Source organism: Streptomyces sp. DSM 116795, assembly GCF_055792905.1.
This window is the reverse complement of the sequence record NZ_CM147707.1, coordinates 722,770-739,088: the sequence shown is the minus strand read 5'-3', so window position 1 is coordinate 739,088 and position 16,319 is coordinate 722,770. Positions and strand designations below refer to the sequence as shown.

Sequence of the window (16,319 nt, the reverse complement as noted above, 5' to 3'; positions counted from 1 at the left end):
GCCCCGCCTGCCGGGAAACTCATGCGACCCTCCGGCGGAATGCCCGTAGCATCGGCGGCCATGTCCGCCACTCTCGTCGCCAAGTCCCTCGCGGCCGGGCACGGTGACCGTCCGCTCTTCTCCGGCCTGGATCTCGTCGTCTCCCCGGGAGAGGTGGTGGGCCTCGTCGGGGTGAACGGCGCCGGCAAGTCCACGCTGCTGCGGATCCTGGCGGGCCTGGCGAAGCCGGAGGCGGGCAGCGTCGCACTCACACCGCCGACCGCGACCGTGGGGCACCTTCCGCAGGAGCCGGAGCGCAGGCCCGGCGAGACCGTCCGTGCGTTCCTGGAACGCCGCACCGGGGTGGCAGCTGCCCAGACCGCCCTCGACACGAGCACGCGCGCCCTGGAGGAGAACCGGCCCGGCGCCGCGGACGACTACGCCCTCGCGCTGGAGCGGTGGCTGGCCCTCGGCGCCGCCGACCTGTCCGAAAGAGCGGCCGAAGTCACCGCCCGGCTGGGCCTCGACGTGACCCTGGACCGGCCGGTGGCCTCTCTCTCCGGGGGACAGGCGGCCCGTACGTCCCTCGCGTCCCTGCTGCTCAGCCGCTACGACGTCTTCCTGCTGGACGAGCCGACGAACGACCTGGACCTGGACGGGCTGCACACTCTGGAGACCTTCGTCTCAGGGCTGCGCGCCGCCACCGTCCTCGTCAGCCACGACCGCGAGTTCCTGTCCCGGACGGTGGACACCGTGCTCGAACTCGACCTGGCACAGCAGCTCGTGGGCCGGTACGGCGGCGGATACGAGAGCTATCTGGCGGAGCGCGCCCGCGCCCGCAGACATGCACGTGAGGAGTACGAGGAGTACGCAAGGACCCGTGCGGGTCTGGAGGACAGGGCACGGAAGCAGCGCGGCTGGATGGACAAGGGCGTGCGCAACGCCCGCCGGAAGATGCCCGACAACGACAAGACCGTACGGAACGCCCGCATCGAGGCGACCGAGAAGCAGGCCGCCAAGGCGCGGCAGACCGACCGGATGATCGAACGGCTGGATGCCGACGCCGTCGAAGAGCCCCGCAAGGAGTGGCAGCTGCGCATGGAGATCGCGTCGGCACCGCGCTCCGGATCGGTCGTCGCCACCCTGCGCGGCGCCGAAGTGCGCCGCGGTGCCTTCCGGTTGGGGCCCGTGGACCTGCAGATCGACTGGCGCGACCGGGTCGCCGTCACCGGGCCCAACGGCGCCGGCAAGTCGACGCTGCTCGCCGCGCTGCTGGGCAGGACCGGACTCGACGCCGGGACCGCCTCCTCGGGCTCCGGCGTCGTGGTCGGCGAGGTCGACCAGGCACGGCGGCTCTTCCACGGCGAGGAGAGCCTGGTGGACGCCTTCCGGGACGCCACGTCGATGGAACCGCAGGAAGTACGCACGCTGCTCGCGAAGTTCGGTCTCTCGGCCCGCCATGTGCTGCGCCGCGCCGTGACCCTCTCACCCGGCGAGCGGACCCGTGCCGCGCTGGCGCTCCTCCAGGGGCGCAGCGTGAACCTTCTGGTGCTGGACGAGCCCACGAACCATCTCGACCTTCCGGCGATCGAGCAACTGGAGTCGGCTCTGGCCGACTACGAGGGCACGCTGCTGCTCGTCACCCACGACCGCCGGATGCTGGACGCCGTGCACACGACGCGGCACATCGAGGTGGTCGACGGCCGTGTGAAGGAACTTCAGCACCGGTAGCAGCCTGGGGCCACACCGTCGTGCGGTTTCGGTTGACGTCGACACACCATCAACTTGCTTACGCCGCAGCCGAATTGGACCCGAGGCCTCGACCGAGGCTCCAGGAGGCCGGGCAGCGCCGACCGCGGCCGGACCGCCGCGGATTCCCGCAGGGCGGCCCGGCCGCGTGCGCTCAGCGCTTCTTGCCGTCCCCGCCCAGCAGGCCGGCCCGGCGCAGCGCGTCCGCCATCTCGCTGTTGGCGGGGGCCGCGTCGCGGCGCTGCTGCCTGCCGGCACCGTTGCGGCCGCCACCCTGGTTGCCGCCGCTGCCGCTGCCGCTGCCGCTGCCGCTGCTGCCGCCGCCGCTCTGCTTCCTGGCGCCCTGGCGGCCGCCGCCCTGGTTCCCACCACTCTGCTTGCCGGCGCCCTGCCGCGGGCGCGGCGACCGCTCCGCACCGCCCTGACGCCGGCCGCCCTCCGCGCCCCCGGAGCCCTGCCCGGAGGTGTCGTCGTCGAGACGCATCGTCAGCGAGATCCGCTTCCGCGCGGCGTCGACCTCGCGGACCTTGACCTTCACGATGTCGCCGGGCTTGGCGACGTCCCGCGGGTCCTTCACGTACGTCTTCGACATCGCGGAGACATGGACGAGCCCGTCCTGGTGCACGCCGACGTCCACGAAGGCGCCGAAGGCCGCGACGTTGGTGACCACGCCCTCCAGGACCATTCCCGTCTCGAGATCCGTGAGCTTCTCGACGCCCTCCTTGAACTCCGCGGTCCTGAAGGCGGGACGCGGGTCACGGCCGGGCTTCTCCAGCTCCCGCAGGATGTCCGTGACGGTCGGCAGGCCGAACGTCTCGTCCACGAACTCCTTCGCGTCCAGGGAGTGCAGCACCGCCGTGTTGCCCACGAGCGTGGAGACGTCCGTGCCGGAGGCGCGCACCATCGTACGGACGACCGGGTAGGACTCGGGGTGCACGCTGGAGGCGTCCAGCGGGTCCTCGCCGTCGCGGATGCGCAGGAAGCCCGCGCACTGCTCGTAGGCCTTCGGGCCCAGCCTGGCCACGTCCTTCAGCTCGCGGCGGCTCTTGAAGGGGCCGTTGCCGTCACGGTGGGCGACGATGTTCTCCGCGAGCACCGTGCCGATGCCGGAGACGCGCGAAAGCAGGGGAGCGGAGGCGGTGTTGACGTCGACGCCGACGCCGTTGACGCAGTCCTCCACCACGGCGTCCAGCGAGCGCGACAGCTTCACCTCGGACAGATCGTGCTGATACTGGCCGACGCCGATCGACTTCGGGTCGATCTTGACCAGTTCCGCGAGCGGGTCCTGGAGCCGGCGTGCGATGGAGACCGCGCCGCGCAACGAGACGTCCAGTTCGGGCAGTTCCTGCGAGGCGAAGGCCGAGGCGGAGTAGACGGAGGCGCCCGCCTCCGAGACCGTGACCTTCGTCAGCTTCAACTCGGGCTGCTTGGAGATGAGTTCACCCGCCAGCTTGTCCGTCTCCCGGGAGGCCGTGCCGTTGCCGATGGCGATCAGCTCGACGGAGTGCTCGCGCGCCAGCGCCGCCAGCTTCGCCAGGGACTCCTCCCACTGCTTCTGCGGCGCGTGCGGATAGACGGTGTCCGTGGCGGCGACCTTTCCGGTCGCGTCGATGACGGCGACCTTCACGCCCGTACGCAGGCCGGGGTCGAGGCCGAGTGTGGAGCGTGTGCCGGCGGGAGCGGCGAGCAGCAGGTCACGCAGGTTCGACGCGAAGACCCCGACGGCCTCGTCCTCGGCCGCCGTCCGCAGCCGCAGCCGCAGGTCAAGGCCGAGCCGTACGAGGATGCGGGTGCGCCACGCCCAGCGCACGGTCTCCGCGAGCCAGGTGTCGGCGGGCCGGCCCTCGTCCCGTACCCCGAAGTGGTGGGCGATCGCGCTCTCGTACGCGCCCGGCGTACCGGGCGCGCCCTGCGCGGACTCCTCCTCCGGCTCCAGGGCGAGGTCGAGGATCTCCTCCTTCTCGCCGCGGAGCATGGCGAGCACCCGGTGCGAGGGCAGCTCGGTGAAGGCCTCCGCGTAGTCGAAGTAGTCCTTGAACTTCGCGCCCTGGTCCTCCTTGCCCTCCCGCACCCTGGCGGTGAGGCGGCCCCGCAGCCACATGCGTTCGCGCAGCTCGCCGATGAGGTCGGCGTCCTCGCTGAAGCGTTCGGCGAGGATCGCGCGGGCGCCCTCCAGCGCCGCGGCGGCGTCCTCGACGCCCTTCTCGGAGTCGACGAACGCGGCGGCCGCGGCCTCCGGTTGCACACCCGGGTCGGCCAGCAGCCCCTCGGCGAGCGGTTCCAGGCCGGCCTCGCGCGCGATCTGTGCCTTGGTGCGGCGCTTGGGCTTGAACGGCAGATAGATGTCCTCCAGACGCGCCTTCGTCTCGGCCGTCCGGATCTGCTGCTCCAGCTTCGGTTCGAGCTTGCCCTGCGACCGTACGGATTCGAGGACCGCCTCGCGCCGCTCCTCCAGCTCCCGCAGATAGCGCAGGCGTTCCTCCAGGGAGCGCAGCTGCGCGTCGTCGAGCATCTCGGTCGCTTCCTTGCGGTAGCGCGCGATGAACGGCACGGTCGACCCGCCGTCGAGCAGCTCGACGGCGGCCTTGACCTGGCGCTCCCGTACGCCGAGTTCCTCGGCGATCCTGCCTTCGATGGTCGTCGTCACGATGGTTGGTCCGCCTTCTTGGTGCTGGGTGTCCCCGGTGAGCCTGCATTGTGGCAGGTGGCACCCTCAGGCGGAGGCACGGACCGGGCCCGCGCACGGAAAGCTCCGCGCGCGGGCCCGGTCCGCCTGTCGTCTCCCGTCGTCACGGCGGGGTCGATACGGGGGCTTGGGGGTGTCCGGCGGATCCTCGCGGGCTCGCGACGCCCGGCACCGCACCTCTCCCCCGCTTCGCGGGTGGGGGTCCCCCCCAGCGGGGCGAGGGGGAGTGCCCCCAGCGTTGTCGGGCTCGTCCGAATACTCCCGCCCTGGGCTTCGCCATGGGGAACCCCAGCCCTCCGGCATGGGGAACCCCAGTATGAGAACGACCCTCCGCCTTGCGATGCGTCCCCTGGGCCTGCGGCCCGGGGAGGCCCCATGCACCGGACTCCCCCTGGCTTCGCCGGGAGGTGCCCCCCAGCTCGCTGATCCACGAAGATCCGCCGGACACCCCTAGACCCTCCGGCCTGCCCGCGATGCGCCGCCGAACAGGCGCGCCAGCAGGCGGAACGGCAGGGTCACTACGGTTGCGATGGCGCCCGCGATCATGCGGAGGCCGTCTGCGATTGCTCGGAACATGCAAGCCGGGTAGCCGTGGACGGCATCGGCAAACCGGCTGCGGCCCGTGAGCCGTGTGTGTGCCGCCGCGCCAACCGGTCCCCGGATCTCAGTCCTTGCCGAACAGGTCCTCGGGGAAGGCGCCCGCCTGCGCGGCCGACGCGGCGAAGCGCCCGGCCAGTTCGGTGAGCCGTGCGACACCCGCCTCCCCGAGGTGTTCGTACGGGCCGCCGTCCAGGCGGTCGGTGCTGTACTCCAGTTCCTTGCGCAACGCCGTGCCGTCCTCGGTGAGTTCGCCGTCGGCGTCCACCAATCCACGCTTCCGCAGCCGCTCCTGGGCCGCCGCCCAGTCCTGCTGGTTGTAACCGCGAGTGGCCAGCACCCACTTGGGTGCCATGCCGCGCCCGCTCGCGGTGTGGCTGACCAGCGCCTCCAGCGGGTCCAGGCCCTCCGAGAGCAGTACGGCTATGTGCGCGTCGCCGCGGTGCTCACGCAGCAGCGTGGCCGCGTGCCAGTACGCGAGATGCGGCGCTTCCGGTACGGGCAGGTCGGCGTTGGCGGCGTAGAGCGGGCGGCCCGGCCGTGTGCACGCCTCGGCGGCCTTCAGCGCGAGCTGAGCGGCCTCGGTCATCTCCGGTGAGGAGACGACCTCGTCGCCGAGCAGCTCGCGCAGCATCGAATCGACCGCTCGCAGCCGCGCGGCGAGCACCGTGGCGGGGGAGGCGGACTCCCACACCGCCGGCACGAAGCGTGCGACGAGCGTATGGCTGAAGTTGTAGAAGGTGGCCGTGACCGTGCCGGCGCTCGCCGCACCCAGGGGCGCGGCACGTCCGGCGAGGTAGACGGCGCTGGGGTCCTCGATGCCGTAAGGGGCGAGCTCCTTGCCCAGCGCGGGCGAGAAGTAGACGGCCGAGTGGAGCGGGTTGACCATGTTGTGGCACCGCCGGGCGGCGCGTTCCGGGAGAGACGTCATGCCACCACGTTACCCAGAGGTAATAGCAGTGTCCCGAGTGCTCCCGCACCGTCTCACGGAGACCAGCGGAAGCGCGGAGCACGCCGTTCCATGAACGCGGCCGCTCCCTCCGCCGCCTCGCCGCTCTCGGCGGCCACGCGCCGCCAGTGTTCGCTGCGGGACGGGTCGGGCGCCGGGCCGCTGAACTCCTTGGCGGCCGCCTGAGTCAGCTGCGAGCGCTCCACCAGCGTGCGCGTGAAGGCCGCGACCCGCTCCTGCAGGCTCTCCCGTGGGTGCACCTCGTCCACGAGCCCGGTGCGCAGCGCCCGGTCGGCATCGACCAACTCCCCGGAGAAGAGCAGGTACTTGGCCGTCGCCGGCCCCACGAGCCGCACCAGCCGCTGCGTGGACGAGACCGGGTAGACGATGCCCAGCTTCGCCGGGGTGACCCCGAACAGCGCGCCCTGTGCGGCGAACCGCAGATCGCAGGCGGCGGCCAGCTGGGCGCCGCCTCCCACGCAGTGGCCGTCCACGACGGCCAGCGTCGGCTTGGGGAAGGCGCTCAGCGCCTCCTCGGCCGCCACGGCCAGCCCTTGCGAGGACTCCACGGAGTCACGCAGCGTGGAGATGTCGGCGCCCGCGCAGAAGGTGTTCTCCGCGCCCGTGACGACGAGAACGCGGACGGACGCGTCGTCCGCGAGCCCCGCCAGCAGCCCCGGCAGCTCGCGCCACATGGCCTCGGTCATCGCATTGCGCTTGGCCGGGTTGTGCAGGACGAGGGTCGTCACGCCGTCGGCGTGCTCGGTGAGCAGCGCCGGCTGATGTGCTTGGCGGGCTTGCCGCGCGGCCCGGGTCCGCTGTGCGGGTCGTGCTCGTTCCATGTACGGATCGTAGCCGGGCCATGGTCATCGGCTGGCGCCACGTGGATGCAAGCTCTGTCACCGAGCCGTCCCTGGCGTAAGTCTTCTGTCAAATGCCATCGATAAGTGCCGACTTGCGGTCAGTGGGCCGGACCAGGCCTCTGGCATACCAACACTCGATGCACGTACATCTGCAAGTGCACCGGCATGCAAGAACATTCGGAGGAGAGGGGTGCGGGAGATGGAGAGCCGCGGGAGTGGTCCGCCCGGGCCGGGCGGAGTGTCCCCGGTCGCGCTGCCCGTGCAGGAACGGGACGAAGCTCGTACCCGCGAGGGGACCTGGCGGTTCACGGCTTCCGCGCTGGACTCCTCGGTGCCTCAACTGCGGCACGCGGTGCGGGATCTCGTCCGGCGCCAGGGCGCCGTGCCGGACGAGATCCTGCAGAACCTGCTGCTCATCCTCTCCGAACTGGCCACCAACGCGGTACGGCACGCGGCCCTTCTCTCACCCGAGATCGGAGTCGAGGTGCGGCTGCAGGGCGGATGGCTGCGCATCGCCGTCGAGGACAGCCATCCCTACAGACCCAAGGCCCTGGACGCCGACCCGGATCAGGAGCACATCGGCGGAAGAGGGCTGCTGCTGGTCAAGATGATCACAACCGAGTCGGGTGGGGTCTGCGACGTCGAACAGACCGGGACGGGAGGGAAGGTGATCTGGGCGGCCCTGCCGCTGCCGGTCGTCAGCGGCGCGCTTCCGCCGATGGTCACCAGCCGGCCGCCGCTCCCGTGACCTCGCCGATCGCGGGACGTGCCGCGTCGAGCACCGTCATGAACCAGGCGGAGAACGCCCCTTCGGCGTGCCGCCGCGCCAGCTCACCGGAGGTGACGAAGGCCGTCTCGGCGATCTCCTCGGGGTCGGGGCGCAGTTCGTCGCGTACGAGCCCGGCGAAGAGGTGGTTGTACTCCTGTTCCACCAGTCCCGAGTCGGGGTCGGGGTGGTTGTAGCGGACCGTGCCCGCCTCCCGCAGAAGTGCGGGCGCCACGCCCAGTTCCTCGTTCACGCGCCGCGCCGCGGCGGCGAACGGCGCCTCACCCGGAAAGGGATGGCCGCAGCAGGTGTTGGACCAGACACCGGGGGAGTGGTACTTGCCGAGTGCGCGGCGCTGCAGCAGCAGCCGTCCCGAATCGTCGAAGAGGAAGACGGAGAACGCGCGGTGCAGTCGGCCCGGTGCCACGTGCGCGGAGAGCTTCTCCGCAGTACCGACCGTGGTGCCGTCCTCGTCGACCAGTTCGAGCATGATCGGTGCCGCTGCGCTGTCCACCATGTTGACCCTTCTGTCGGGGCTGTACGCCGTCCCTCGTACGCCGTCCGCCCGGCCGCAATGTGCCCCAGTCTGCCGCAGATCAGTGGCACAACTTCGCTTCGTGGGCAGCATGTCCGCGCGGCTCCAGCTGGAACGTGCAGTGCTCCACGTCGAAATGGTCACCGAGGCAGAGCTGGAGGTCGTGCAGCACCCGTTCCTGTCCCACGGAGTCCAGGGTCTGCTGGGTGACCACCACGTGCGCCGAGAGCACCGGCATTCCCGAAGTGATCGTCCACACATGCAGGTCGTGCAGCCCCACCACGCCGTCCACGGCGAGGATGTGCTCGCGCACCTCGGCCATGTCCACATCCCGCGGGGCCGATTCCAGCAGTACGTCCAGCGCCTCGCGGGCCAGCCGGAGCGTGCGCGGGACGATCATCGCGCCGATGACGAGCGAGGCGACGGGGTCCGCGGCCTGCCAGCCCGTCGTCGCGACGACCAGGGCGGAGAGCAGCACGGCCAGCGAGCCCAGCGCGTCCGCCAGCACTTCCAGGAAGGCGCCCCGCACATTGAGGCTCTCGCGCTGGCCGCGCAGCAGCAGCGAGAGCGAAATGACGTTCGCCACAAGGCCGATGGCGCCGAAGACCGCGGTCAGAGCGCCGTCGGTGCCGGCCGGTTCGATGAAGCGCTCGACCGCCTCGAAGAGGATGTAGCCGCCGACCCCGAGCAGCAGCAGGCAGTTGGCCAGGGCGGCGAGGATCTCGGCGCGGGCGAGCCCGAAGGTGCGCCGTTCGCTCGCGGGCTTGTTGGCGAAGTGGATCGCGAGCAGCGCCATGCCGAGCCCGAGCGCGTCCGTGGCCATGTGCCCGGCGTCCGCCAGCAGCGCGAGCGAATCGGCGAGCAGCCCGCCGGTGATCTGCGTGACCAGCACGCCGAGCGTGATGAACAGCGCGACACGCAGCCGCTTGCGGTACGCCGCGGCAGCCGTGCCGCCCGCCGCCGGAGCGGGCCCTCCGTGAGCGTGCCCAGCGCCCATCGCTGCGAGCCTCCGCGTCCTCGGTCCCTGCGCCACGCGCCTGTCGGTGGCAAGTGAACTACGCCCGACGGGCGGGTGCAACGCGACGCTGAACACCGTTGTCATGTGCTGTGACCTGGGATTTCCGTCCGAGGTCAGGAGTAAGGGAGGCCGGGCGGGCACCGTGCCTGCTACGGCGGTGCCGCCGGGCCGGCGAGCGCCTGCCTGGTCAGCGCGCGCCGGGATGGCGCAGGCACCAGCCCTCCCAGGCGGACGCGATCATCTCCCGCACGCTCTGCCGGGCCGTCCAGCCCAGCTCCTTCTCCGCGAGCGCCGCCGAGGCGACCACGCGTGCCGGGTCGCCGGGCCGCCTCGGAGCGACCCTTGCGGCAGGGTCGCCCTTCCCCGTGACCTCGGCGACGAGGTCCGCCATCTCTCGTACGGACAGACCCCTGCCCGTACCGATGTTCACGGTGAGGTCGGCGCCGGCGTCGCCCGCCGGTGCGGAGAGCCGGCGTGCGGCGGCCAGATGCGCCTCCGCCAGGTCCTGTACGTGGATGTAGTCGCGCACGCAGGTGCCGTCGGGCGTCGGATAGTCGTCACCGAAGATCAGCGGCGCCTCGCCGCGGGTCAGGGCGTCGAAGAACATCGGCACGATGTTGAAGACGCCGGTGTCCGCCAGCCGCGGCTCGGCGGCGCCCGCGACGTTGAAGTAGCGCAGACAGGCCGTGGCGATGCCGGCGGCCCGGCCCGTGGAGCGCACGAGCCACTCACCGGTGAGCTTCGTCTCACCGTAGGGATTCATCGGCACGCACGGCGTCTCCTCGGTGACGAGGTCGACGTCCGGGGTGCCGTAGACGGCGGCGGAGGAGGAGAAGACGAAGCGGCGCACGCCTGCCGCGACCACGGCCTCCAGGAGCACCGTCAGCCCGTGCACGTTCTCACGGTAGTAGCGCAGGGGCTGCTCGACGGACTCGCCGACCTGCTTGCGGGCGGCGAGATGCACCACGCCCGTGACCTCGTGCTCGGCGAACGTACGGTCCAGCAGCGCCCTGTTCAGGACCGATCCCCGCACCAGGGCCGGGTCAGGCCCCGGCCCTGGCGTGCCCTCCAGACGCTCCGGCACCCCCGCCGAGAGATCGTCCAGGACGACCACCCGCTCCCCGGCCTCGACCATCGTCCGCGCCACGTGCGCCCCGATGTAGCCCGCCCCACCTGTGATCAACCACGTCATATCGGCAGCCTATCCGCCGCCGCGCAGCGCCCGTACGGGCGCGGAACCCGCTGTGCCCCCCCGGCTGAGCGGGCGGAGCGCTGCGGTCCTCCGACGCCGTCACCCGAACGAGGCGGGCGGGCCGTCCCGCCCTCGTCCCCGGCCGTCGGCCGAGGTCCGGGCCCCCCTGGGCCCGGCCCTCGGCGGGGGGATGCCACGGGGCCCCGGGTCCGTGGCCGTCTCCGCGACCGGGGCGGCGCCGAAGTGCGACCGGGCCGGCAGGCCGGGGCCGGGGGCCAGGGGCCCGGGCCGATCCCGGGCGCCGCGGGCCCGTGACCGGCAGCCGGTCACCGCATTTGTCGCACCGTCCAAGATCGACCATGCTGTGCCGCGGCAGTGCAACGCCCACGGGGTGAACGCGCGATGAAAGCCCGCCCGTTCGATCCGATAGCCTCTGCCGACGCGCCGCCCGCCACCGTACGGGCCAGGCGCACCCTGCCCGCTGCCCGGCCGGCCCCGGCCGCAGAACGCGCTGTGCCGGCGCCGCCGTGCCGGCGTCCAAGGAGTGAGTTCGACTGTCGACCGCCATCCTCACCGGTCCGCCGGTCGCGGGGTCGCCGCTGGAGAGCGACCTGCGGTCGCTGGGGTTCGACGTGCGCGTCGTGGCGGAGGCCGGCCAGGTCCCGGCGGAGGTCGCGGCCGTCCCCGCCGGTACCGGAGTGGCTCTCGTCGACCCGCACTTCGTCGGCCACGTCCACAGCCTGCGGCTCGCGCTGACCGATCCCCGCTTCGCGGCGGGAGCGGTCACCGGGGCGCTGTCCGTACGGGCAGAGGCGCGCGGCGCGCTCACCCGCGCCCTGCACGAGGCGGATTCCGCGAGCCCGGCCCGCACCCCCGAGGTGGCCACCGCCCGTACCGCTGACGACGAGGGCGCCGCCGTCACCGCACCGCCCCGCACCCTGCCGGACGCCGTGGCCGAGGCGCTGGCGGCGGACGGTCTCGACGTGCACCACCCCGAGCTGGGCCCGCTCGTCGCGTCCGTCCCCACGGACGACGAGGCCCGCGCCGCAGCCCGCGACGCCGTCGGCGGTGTGGATGACGAAGCGGTGCGCCTTCGCAACGCGGTGAAGCCTCGGGACGGCTTCTTCACCACCTTCTGCGTCAGCCCGTACTCCCGTTACATCGCCCGCTGGTGCGCCCGCCGTGGCCTGACCCCGAACCAGGTCACCACCGCGTCCCTGGTGACCGCGCTGATCGCCGCCGCTTGTGCCGCCACCGGCACGCGAGGCGGCTTCGTCGCGGCAGGCGTGCTGCTGATCGCGTCCTTCGTGCTGGACGCCACCGACGGACAGCTCGCCCGCTACGACCTGCAGTACTCGACCCTCGGCGCGTGGCTCGACGCCACCTTCGACCGGGCCAAGGAGTACGCCTACTACGCGGGCCTCGCCCTGGGTGCCTCCCGCGGCGGGGACGACGTATGGGCGCTCGCGCTCGGCGCGATGGTGCTGCAGACCGTCCGGCACGTCGTCGACTTCTCCTTCAACGAGGCCAACCACGACGCCGCCGCGAACACCAGCCCCACCGCGGCTCTTTCCAGCAGGCTCGACAGCGTCGGCTGGACGGTGTGGCTGCGCCGCATGATCGTGCTCCCTATCGGCGAACGCTGGGCGCTCATCGCGGTGCTGACCGCGTGCACCACACCCCGCATCACCCTCGTCGTGCTCCTCGTCGGCTGCGCGCTGGCCGCCTGCTACACCACGGCGGGCCGCGTGCTCCGTTCGCTGACCCGGAAGGCGCACCGGACCGACCGCGCCGCCCGTGCGCTGGCCGACCTCGCCGACAGCGGCCCGCTCGCGGCGGGTTTCGCGGACCTGGCCCGCCGCGTCCGCATCCGCCTGCCCGGATACGGGCCGCCCGCCGTCGCCTTCCTCGGTACGGCCGTGCTCCTCGCCACCGCGCTGTGGACGCCGCAGGGCAGCGTCTGGCCCTTCCTCGCCGCCCTCGTCTACGCGCTGACCTCGGGCTTCGCCGTCGCCGGGCCGCTGCGTGGGCCGCTGGACTGGCTCGCGCCGCCCTTCTTCCGTACCGCCGAATACGTGCTCGTGCTCGTCCTCGCGGTACGCGCGGAACAATCGGGGGTGAACGGCGCGCTGCCCGCCGCTTTCGGGCTGGTGGCGGCGGTCGCCTACCATCACTACGACACGGTGTACCGCATCCGCGGCGGCACCGGCGCGCCTCCCAGCTGGCTTGTCCGTGCGACCGGGGGGCACGAAGGACGAGCTCTGGTGGTCGCTCTCGCCTCGGCCCTCTGGGCGGCCGGCGAAGGCCGCGCCGACCAGGGCCCAGGTCTGACAGGTTTCACCATCGCGCTGACCACGCTCGCCGTGGCCATCGCGGCAGTGGTGCTCATCGAGAGCATCCGCTTCTGGGTGTCCTCCAAAGCACCCGCCGTACACGACGAAACAGGAGAACCCGCATGATCGGCCTCGTGCTGGCCGCCGGCGCCGGACGGCGTCTGCGCCCCTACACCGACACCCTCCCCAAGGCCCTCGTGCCGGTAGGCCCCGAAGGTGACGAGGAGTCCCAGACCGTCCTCGACATCGCCCTCGCCAACTTCGCCGCCGTCGGCCTCACCGACGTGGCCGTCGTCGTCGGCTACCGCAAGGAGGCCGTGTACGAGCGCAAGGAGGCCCTGGAGAAGAAGCACGGGGTCAAGCTCACCCTCGTCGACAACGACAAGGCCGAGGAGTGGAACAACGCCTACTCCCTCTGGTGCGCCCGTGACGTCATCAAGCAGGGCGCCCTGCTTGCCAACGGCGACACCGTCCACCCCGTCTCCGTCGAGAAGACCCTCCTCGACGCCCGCGGCGCCGGCAAGAAGATCATCCTCGCCCTCGACACGGTCAAGCCGCTGGACGAGGAGGAGATGAAGGTCGTCACCGACCCCGAGAAGGGCGTCCAGCAGATCACCAAGCTGATGGACCCGGCCACGGCGAACGGCGAGTACATCGGCCTGACCCTGATCGAGCCGGAGGCCGCCGAGGAGCTGGCCGACGCCCTGAAGACCACCTTCGAGCGCGACCCGCAGCTCTACTACGAGGACGGCTACCAGGAGCTGGTCAACCGCGGCTTCAAGGTCGACGTCGCCCCCATCGGCGACGTGAAGTGGGTCGAGATCGACAACCACGACGACCTCGCCAAGGGCCGGGGGATCGCATGCCAGTACTGACCCGCCTCATTCCGTCGCCCGTCGTCGTCGACATCAGCCGCGGCGCCCTGGACGACCTGGCGGGCCTGCTGGCCGATCAGCGGATCTCCTCCAACGGCAGGCTCGCCTTCGCCATCAGCGGTGGCTCGGGCGCGGCTCTGCGCGAGCGCTTCGCCCCCGCCCTCCCCAGCGCGTCCTGGTACGAGGTCGGCGGCGGCACCATCGACGACGCCATCAAGCTCGCGGACGCCATGAAGTCCGGGCGCTACGACGCCGTCGTCGGCCTGGGCGGCGGCAAGATCATCGACTGTGCGAAGTTCGCCGCGGCGCGCATCGGCCTGCCGCTGGTCGCCGTGGCCACCAACCTCAGCCACGACGGCCTGTGTTCGCCCGTCGCGACCCTCGACAACGACGCGGGGCGAGGCTCGTACGGCGTGCCCAACCCGATCGCCGTCGTCATCGACCTCGACGTCATCAGGGAGGCCCCGGCCCGGTTCGTACGCTCCGGGATCGGCGACGCCATCTCCAACATCTCCGCCGTACGTGACTGGGAACTGGCCCACACCGTGCGCGGCGAGGACATCGACGGCCTGGCCGCCGCCATGGCCCGCCAGGCGGGGGAGGCCGTGCTGCGCCACCCCGGCGGCGTCGGTGACGACGACTTCCTCCAAGTGCTCGCCGAGGGGCTGGTGATGACCGGCATCTCGATGTCCGTCGCCGGCGACAGCCGCCCGGCGTCGGGTGCGTGCCACGAGATCAACCACGCCTTCGATCTGCTCTACCCCAAGCGCGCGGCCAGCCACGGCGAACAGTGCGGTCTCGGGGCGGCGTTCGCCACGTTCCTGCGCGGCGACCGGGAGATGTCGATGCTGATGGTCCAGGTGCTCAAGCGCCACGGACTGCCCGTATTGCCTCACGAAATCGGCTTCGACGAGGACGAGTTCGTGAAAGTGGTCGAATACGCCCCGGAGACCCGGCCCGGGCGCTACACCATTCTGGAGCACCTCGACCTGTCCGCCGACCAGATCAGGGACGCATACCGCGACTATGCACAAGCCATCAGTAGCTGAACTCCGTCCGGTCGTTCATCCGGAGGGCGTGAAGGACCGGCGCAGCGGTGAGCACTGGGCCGGGCGGCTCTATATGCGCGAGGTCTCCCTGCGCATGGACCGGCACCTGGTGAATACGCGGGTCACGCCCAATCAGCTCACCTACCTGATGACTGTGGCCGCTTTCCTCGCCGCCCCGGCCCTGCTGGTGCCGGGGATCGGCGGGGCGGTGCTCGGCGTGGTGATGGTTCAGCTCTATCTGCTGCTCGACTGCGTGGACGGCGAACTGGCCCGCTGGAAGCAGCAGTACTCGCTCGGCGGGGTGTACCTGGACCGGGTCGGCGCCTACGTGTGCGACGCCGCCGTGCTGGTGGGTTTCGGCCTGCGCGCCGCCGACCTGTGGGGCGCAGGCCGGGTGGACTGGCTGTGGGCCTTTCTGGGCACCCTCGCCGCGCTCGGCGCCGTACTGATCAAGGCCGAGACCGACCTGGTGGCCGTGGCCCGCCACCAGAGCGGGCTGCCGCCCGTGAAGGAGTCCGCGAGCGAGCCGCGCTCGTCCGGTGTGGCGCTGGCCCGGAGGGCCGCCGCGGCGCTGAAGTTCCACCGGCTGATACTCGGGATCGAGGCGTCGCTGCTGATCCTGGCAGCCGCGGTCGTCGACACGATCGCCGGGGGCCTCTTCTTCACCAGACTCGGGGTCGCCGTGCTCGCCGGGATCGCCGTCGTCCAGACGCTGCTGCATCTGGTGTCCATCCTCGCCTCCAGCAGGCTCAAGTGACGGAGGGAGCCGCCACCATGCCGCAGCAGAGCCCGGAGCGCTCCGCGCAGACACCGAGGCTCGGCGCCGTCGTCCTCACGATGGGCAACCGCCCCGAGGAACTGCGGGCGCTGCTCGACTCCGTCGCCAAGCAGGACGGCGAGCCGGTCGAGACCGTCGTGGTGGGTAACGGCGCACCGCTGCCCGCGTTGCCGGAAGGTGTACGGACGGTCGAGCTTCCGGAAAATCTCGGCATCCCCGGAGGCCGCAACGTCGGCATCGAGGCCTTCGGCCCCTCCGGCGCCGAAGTCGACGCGCTGCTCTTCCTCGACGACGACGGACTGCTGCCGGCCACCGGCACCGCCGAGCTCGTACGGGAGGCCTTCGCCGCCGACCCGTCGCTGGGCATCATCAGCTTCCGCATCGCCGACCCGGAGACCGGCGAGACGCAGCGCCGTCATGTTCCCAGGCTGCGCGCCGCGGACCCGATGCGTTCCTCCCGGGTCACGACCTTCCTCGGCGGCGCCAACGCCGTACGTACGAAGGTCATCGCCGAAGTGGGCGGACTGCCCGACGAGTTCTTCTACGCGCACGAGGAGACGGACCTGGCCTGGCGGGCCCTGGACGCCGGCTGGTCGATCGACTACCGGGCCGACATGGTGCTGCACCACCCCACCACCGCGCCCAGCCGGCATGCGGTCTACCACCGCATGGTCGCCCGCAACCGCGTCTGGCTCGCCCGCCGGAACCTGCCGGTCCTGCTCATCCCCGTCTACCTCGGCGTCTGGCTGCTCCTCACGCTCGCCCGCCGCCCCTCACGCCCGGCACTGCGCGCGTGGCTCGGCGGCTTCAGGGAGGGGTGGACCAAACCGTGCGGCGCCCGCAGACCGATGCGGTGGCGTACGGTGTGGCGGCTGACCCGACTAGGTCGCCCGCCCGTGATCTGACAAGCTCGTCTCCAGCAGCACAATTTCTTCCAGTTCACCTGCGCG

14 protein-coding genes are annotated in these 16,319 nt (G+C 71.7%); 7 read left to right on the top strand and 7 right to left on the bottom strand.

What is annotated here, in order from left to right; genetic code table 11:
* The first annotated feature begins 60 nt into the window (after positions 1-60).
* Complete coding sequence (locus ACSMXX_RS03200; protein ID WP_473182503.1) at positions 61-1,710, top strand: ABC-F family ATP-binding cassette domain-containing protein; 1,650 nt, start codon at positions 61-63, stop codon at positions 1,708-1,710.
* Positions 1,711-1,882: 172 nt separating this feature from the next.
* Here the strand turns inward: ACSMXX_RS03200 and ACSMXX_RS03195 are convergent, their stop codons facing one another.
* From ACSMXX_RS03195 to ACSMXX_RS03180, 4 genes are all read right to left on the bottom strand, one after another.
* Complete coding sequence (locus ACSMXX_RS03195) at positions 1,883-4,375, bottom strand: Tex family protein (protein ID WP_473182502.1); 2,493 nt, start codon at positions 4,373-4,375, stop codon at positions 1,883-1,885.
* Positions 4,376-4,864: 489 nt separating this feature from the next.
* Entirely contained in the window at positions 4,865-4,990 is a 126-nt protein-coding gene (locus ACSMXX_RS03190) for an LPFR motif small protein (protein WP_253186427.1), read from the bottom strand.
* Positions 4,991-5,078: 88 nt separating this feature from the next.
* Positions 5,079-5,942: an SCO6745 family protein gene (locus ACSMXX_RS03185; RefSeq protein WP_473182501.1), complete on the bottom strand. Its 864-nt coding sequence runs from the start codon at positions 5,940-5,942 to the stop codon at positions 5,079-5,081.
* A 53-nt stretch (positions 5,943-5,995) separates the two neighbouring features.
* Complete coding sequence (locus ACSMXX_RS03180; RefSeq protein WP_473182500.1) at positions 5,996-6,802, bottom strand: enoyl-CoA hydratase/isomerase family protein; 807 nt, start codon at positions 6,800-6,802, stop codon at positions 5,996-5,998.
* Positions 6,803-7,022: 220 nt separating this feature from the next.
* On the opposite strand from ACSMXX_RS03180, the gene ACSMXX_RS03175 reads away from it, so the two are divergent.
* The gene (locus ACSMXX_RS03175) at positions 7,023-7,571 is read left to right on the top strand and encodes an ATP-binding protein (RefSeq protein WP_473182499.1); all 549 of its coding nucleotides are present in this window, start codon (positions 7,023-7,025) and stop codon (positions 7,569-7,571) included.
* Here ACSMXX_RS03175 and idi read toward each other — a convergent pair.
* The 3 genes from idi to galE all read right to left on the bottom strand — a co-directional run bounded on the left by idi (position 7,546) and on the right by galE (position 10,334).
* Complete coding sequence (gene idi, locus ACSMXX_RS03170) at positions 7,546-8,106, bottom strand: isopentenyl-diphosphate Delta-isomerase (RefSeq protein ID WP_473182498.1); 561 nt, start codon at positions 8,104-8,106, stop codon at positions 7,546-7,548. The genes ACSMXX_RS03175 and idi overlap by 26 nt on opposite strands.
* A 79-nt stretch (positions 8,107-8,185) precedes the next feature.
* On the bottom strand, positions 8,186-9,121 hold the full coding sequence (locus tag ACSMXX_RS03165; RefSeq protein ID WP_473182497.1) for a cation diffusion facilitator family transporter: 936 nt from the start codon (positions 9,119-9,121) through the stop codon (positions 8,186-8,188).
* A gap of 208 nt (positions 9,122-9,329) precedes the next feature.
* Positions 9,330-10,334 (bottom strand): UDP-glucose 4-epimerase GalE, encoded by a 1,005-nt coding sequence (galE, locus tag ACSMXX_RS03160; RefSeq protein WP_473182496.1) that lies wholly within the window; start codon positions 10,332-10,334, stop codon positions 9,330-9,332.
* Positions 10,335-10,888: 554 nt separating this feature from the next.
* Between galE and ACSMXX_RS03155 the strand changes: the two genes are divergently transcribed.
* From ACSMXX_RS03155 to ACSMXX_RS03135, 5 genes are read left to right on the top strand one after another with little or no spacing between them, the layout of a single operon-like run.
* Entirely contained in the window at positions 10,889-12,793 is a 1,905-nt protein-coding gene (locus ACSMXX_RS03155) for a DUF5941 domain-containing protein (protein ID WP_473184609.1), read from the top strand.
* Positions 12,790-13,542 (top strand): phosphocholine cytidylyltransferase family protein, encoded by a 753-nt coding sequence (locus ACSMXX_RS03150; protein WP_473182495.1) that lies wholly within the window; start codon positions 12,790-12,792, stop codon positions 13,540-13,542. The genes ACSMXX_RS03155 and ACSMXX_RS03150 overlap by 4 nt, the downstream gene beginning before the upstream one ends.
* Entirely contained in the window at positions 13,530-14,591 is a 1,062-nt protein-coding gene (locus ACSMXX_RS03145) for an iron-containing alcohol dehydrogenase family protein (RefSeq protein WP_473182494.1), read from the top strand. Before ACSMXX_RS03150 ends, ACSMXX_RS03145 begins: the two co-directional genes overlap by 13 nt.
* Positions 14,569-15,348 carry a CDP-alcohol phosphatidyltransferase family protein gene (locus ACSMXX_RS03140; RefSeq protein ID WP_473182493.1) on the top strand — a complete coding sequence of 260 codons (780 nt, stop codon included), beginning with the start codon at positions 14,569-14,571 and terminating at the stop codon, positions 15,346-15,348. The genes ACSMXX_RS03145 and ACSMXX_RS03140 overlap by 23 nt, the downstream gene beginning before the upstream one ends.
* A gap of 17 nt (positions 15,349-15,365) precedes the next feature.
* Positions 15,366-16,274: a glycosyltransferase family 2 protein gene (locus ACSMXX_RS03135; protein ID WP_473182492.1), complete on the top strand. Its 909-nt coding sequence runs from the start codon at positions 15,366-15,368 to the stop codon at positions 16,272-16,274.
* Positions 16,275-16,319 lie beyond the last annotated feature (45 nt).

Excerpts from the sequence above, each read along its gene's own strand:
- ACSMXX_RS03200 (WP_473182503.1), top strand. The coding sequence starts at position 61 with ATGTCCGCCACTCTCGTCGCCAAGTCCCTCGCGGCCGGGCACGGTGAC.
- ACSMXX_RS03190 (WP_253186427.1), bottom strand. The coding sequence starts at position 4,990 with ATGTTCCGAGCAATCGCAGACGGCCTCCGCATGATCGCGGGCGCCATC.
- ACSMXX_RS03185 (WP_473182501.1), bottom strand. The coding sequence starts at position 5,942 with ATGACGTCTCTCCCGGAACGCGCCGCCCGGCGGTGCCACAACATGGTC.
- ACSMXX_RS03180 (WP_473182500.1), bottom strand. The coding sequence starts at position 6,802 with ATGGAACGAGCACGACCCGCACAGCGGACCCGGGCCGCGCGGCAAGCC.
- ACSMXX_RS03175 (WP_473182499.1), top strand. The coding sequence starts at position 7,023 with ATGGAGAGCCGCGGGAGTGGTCCGCCCGGGCCGGGCGGAGTGTCCCCG.
- idi (WP_473182498.1), bottom strand. The coding sequence starts at position 8,106 with ATGGTGGACAGCGCAGCGGCACCGATCATGCTCGAACTGGTCGACGAG.
- ACSMXX_RS03165 (WP_473182497.1), bottom strand. The coding sequence starts at position 9,121 with ATGGGCGCTGGGCACGCTCACGGAGGGCCCGCTCCGGCGGCGGGCGGC.
- galE (WP_473182496.1), bottom strand. The coding sequence starts at position 10,334 with ATGACGTGGTTGATCACAGGTGGGGCGGGCTACATCGGGGCGCACGTG.
- ACSMXX_RS03150 (WP_473182495.1), top strand. The coding sequence starts at position 12,790 with ATGATCGGCCTCGTGCTGGCCGCCGGCGCCGGACGGCGTCTGCGCCCC.
- ACSMXX_RS03145 (WP_473182494.1), top strand. The coding sequence starts at position 13,530 with ATGCCAGTACTGACCCGCCTCATTCCGTCGCCCGTCGTCGTCGACATC.
- ACSMXX_RS03140 (WP_473182493.1), top strand. The coding sequence starts at position 14,569 with ATGCACAAGCCATCAGTAGCTGAACTCCGTCCGGTCGTTCATCCGGAG.
- ACSMXX_RS03135 (WP_473182492.1), top strand. The coding sequence starts at position 15,366 with ATGCCGCAGCAGAGCCCGGAGCGCTCCGCGCAGACACCGAGGCTCGGC.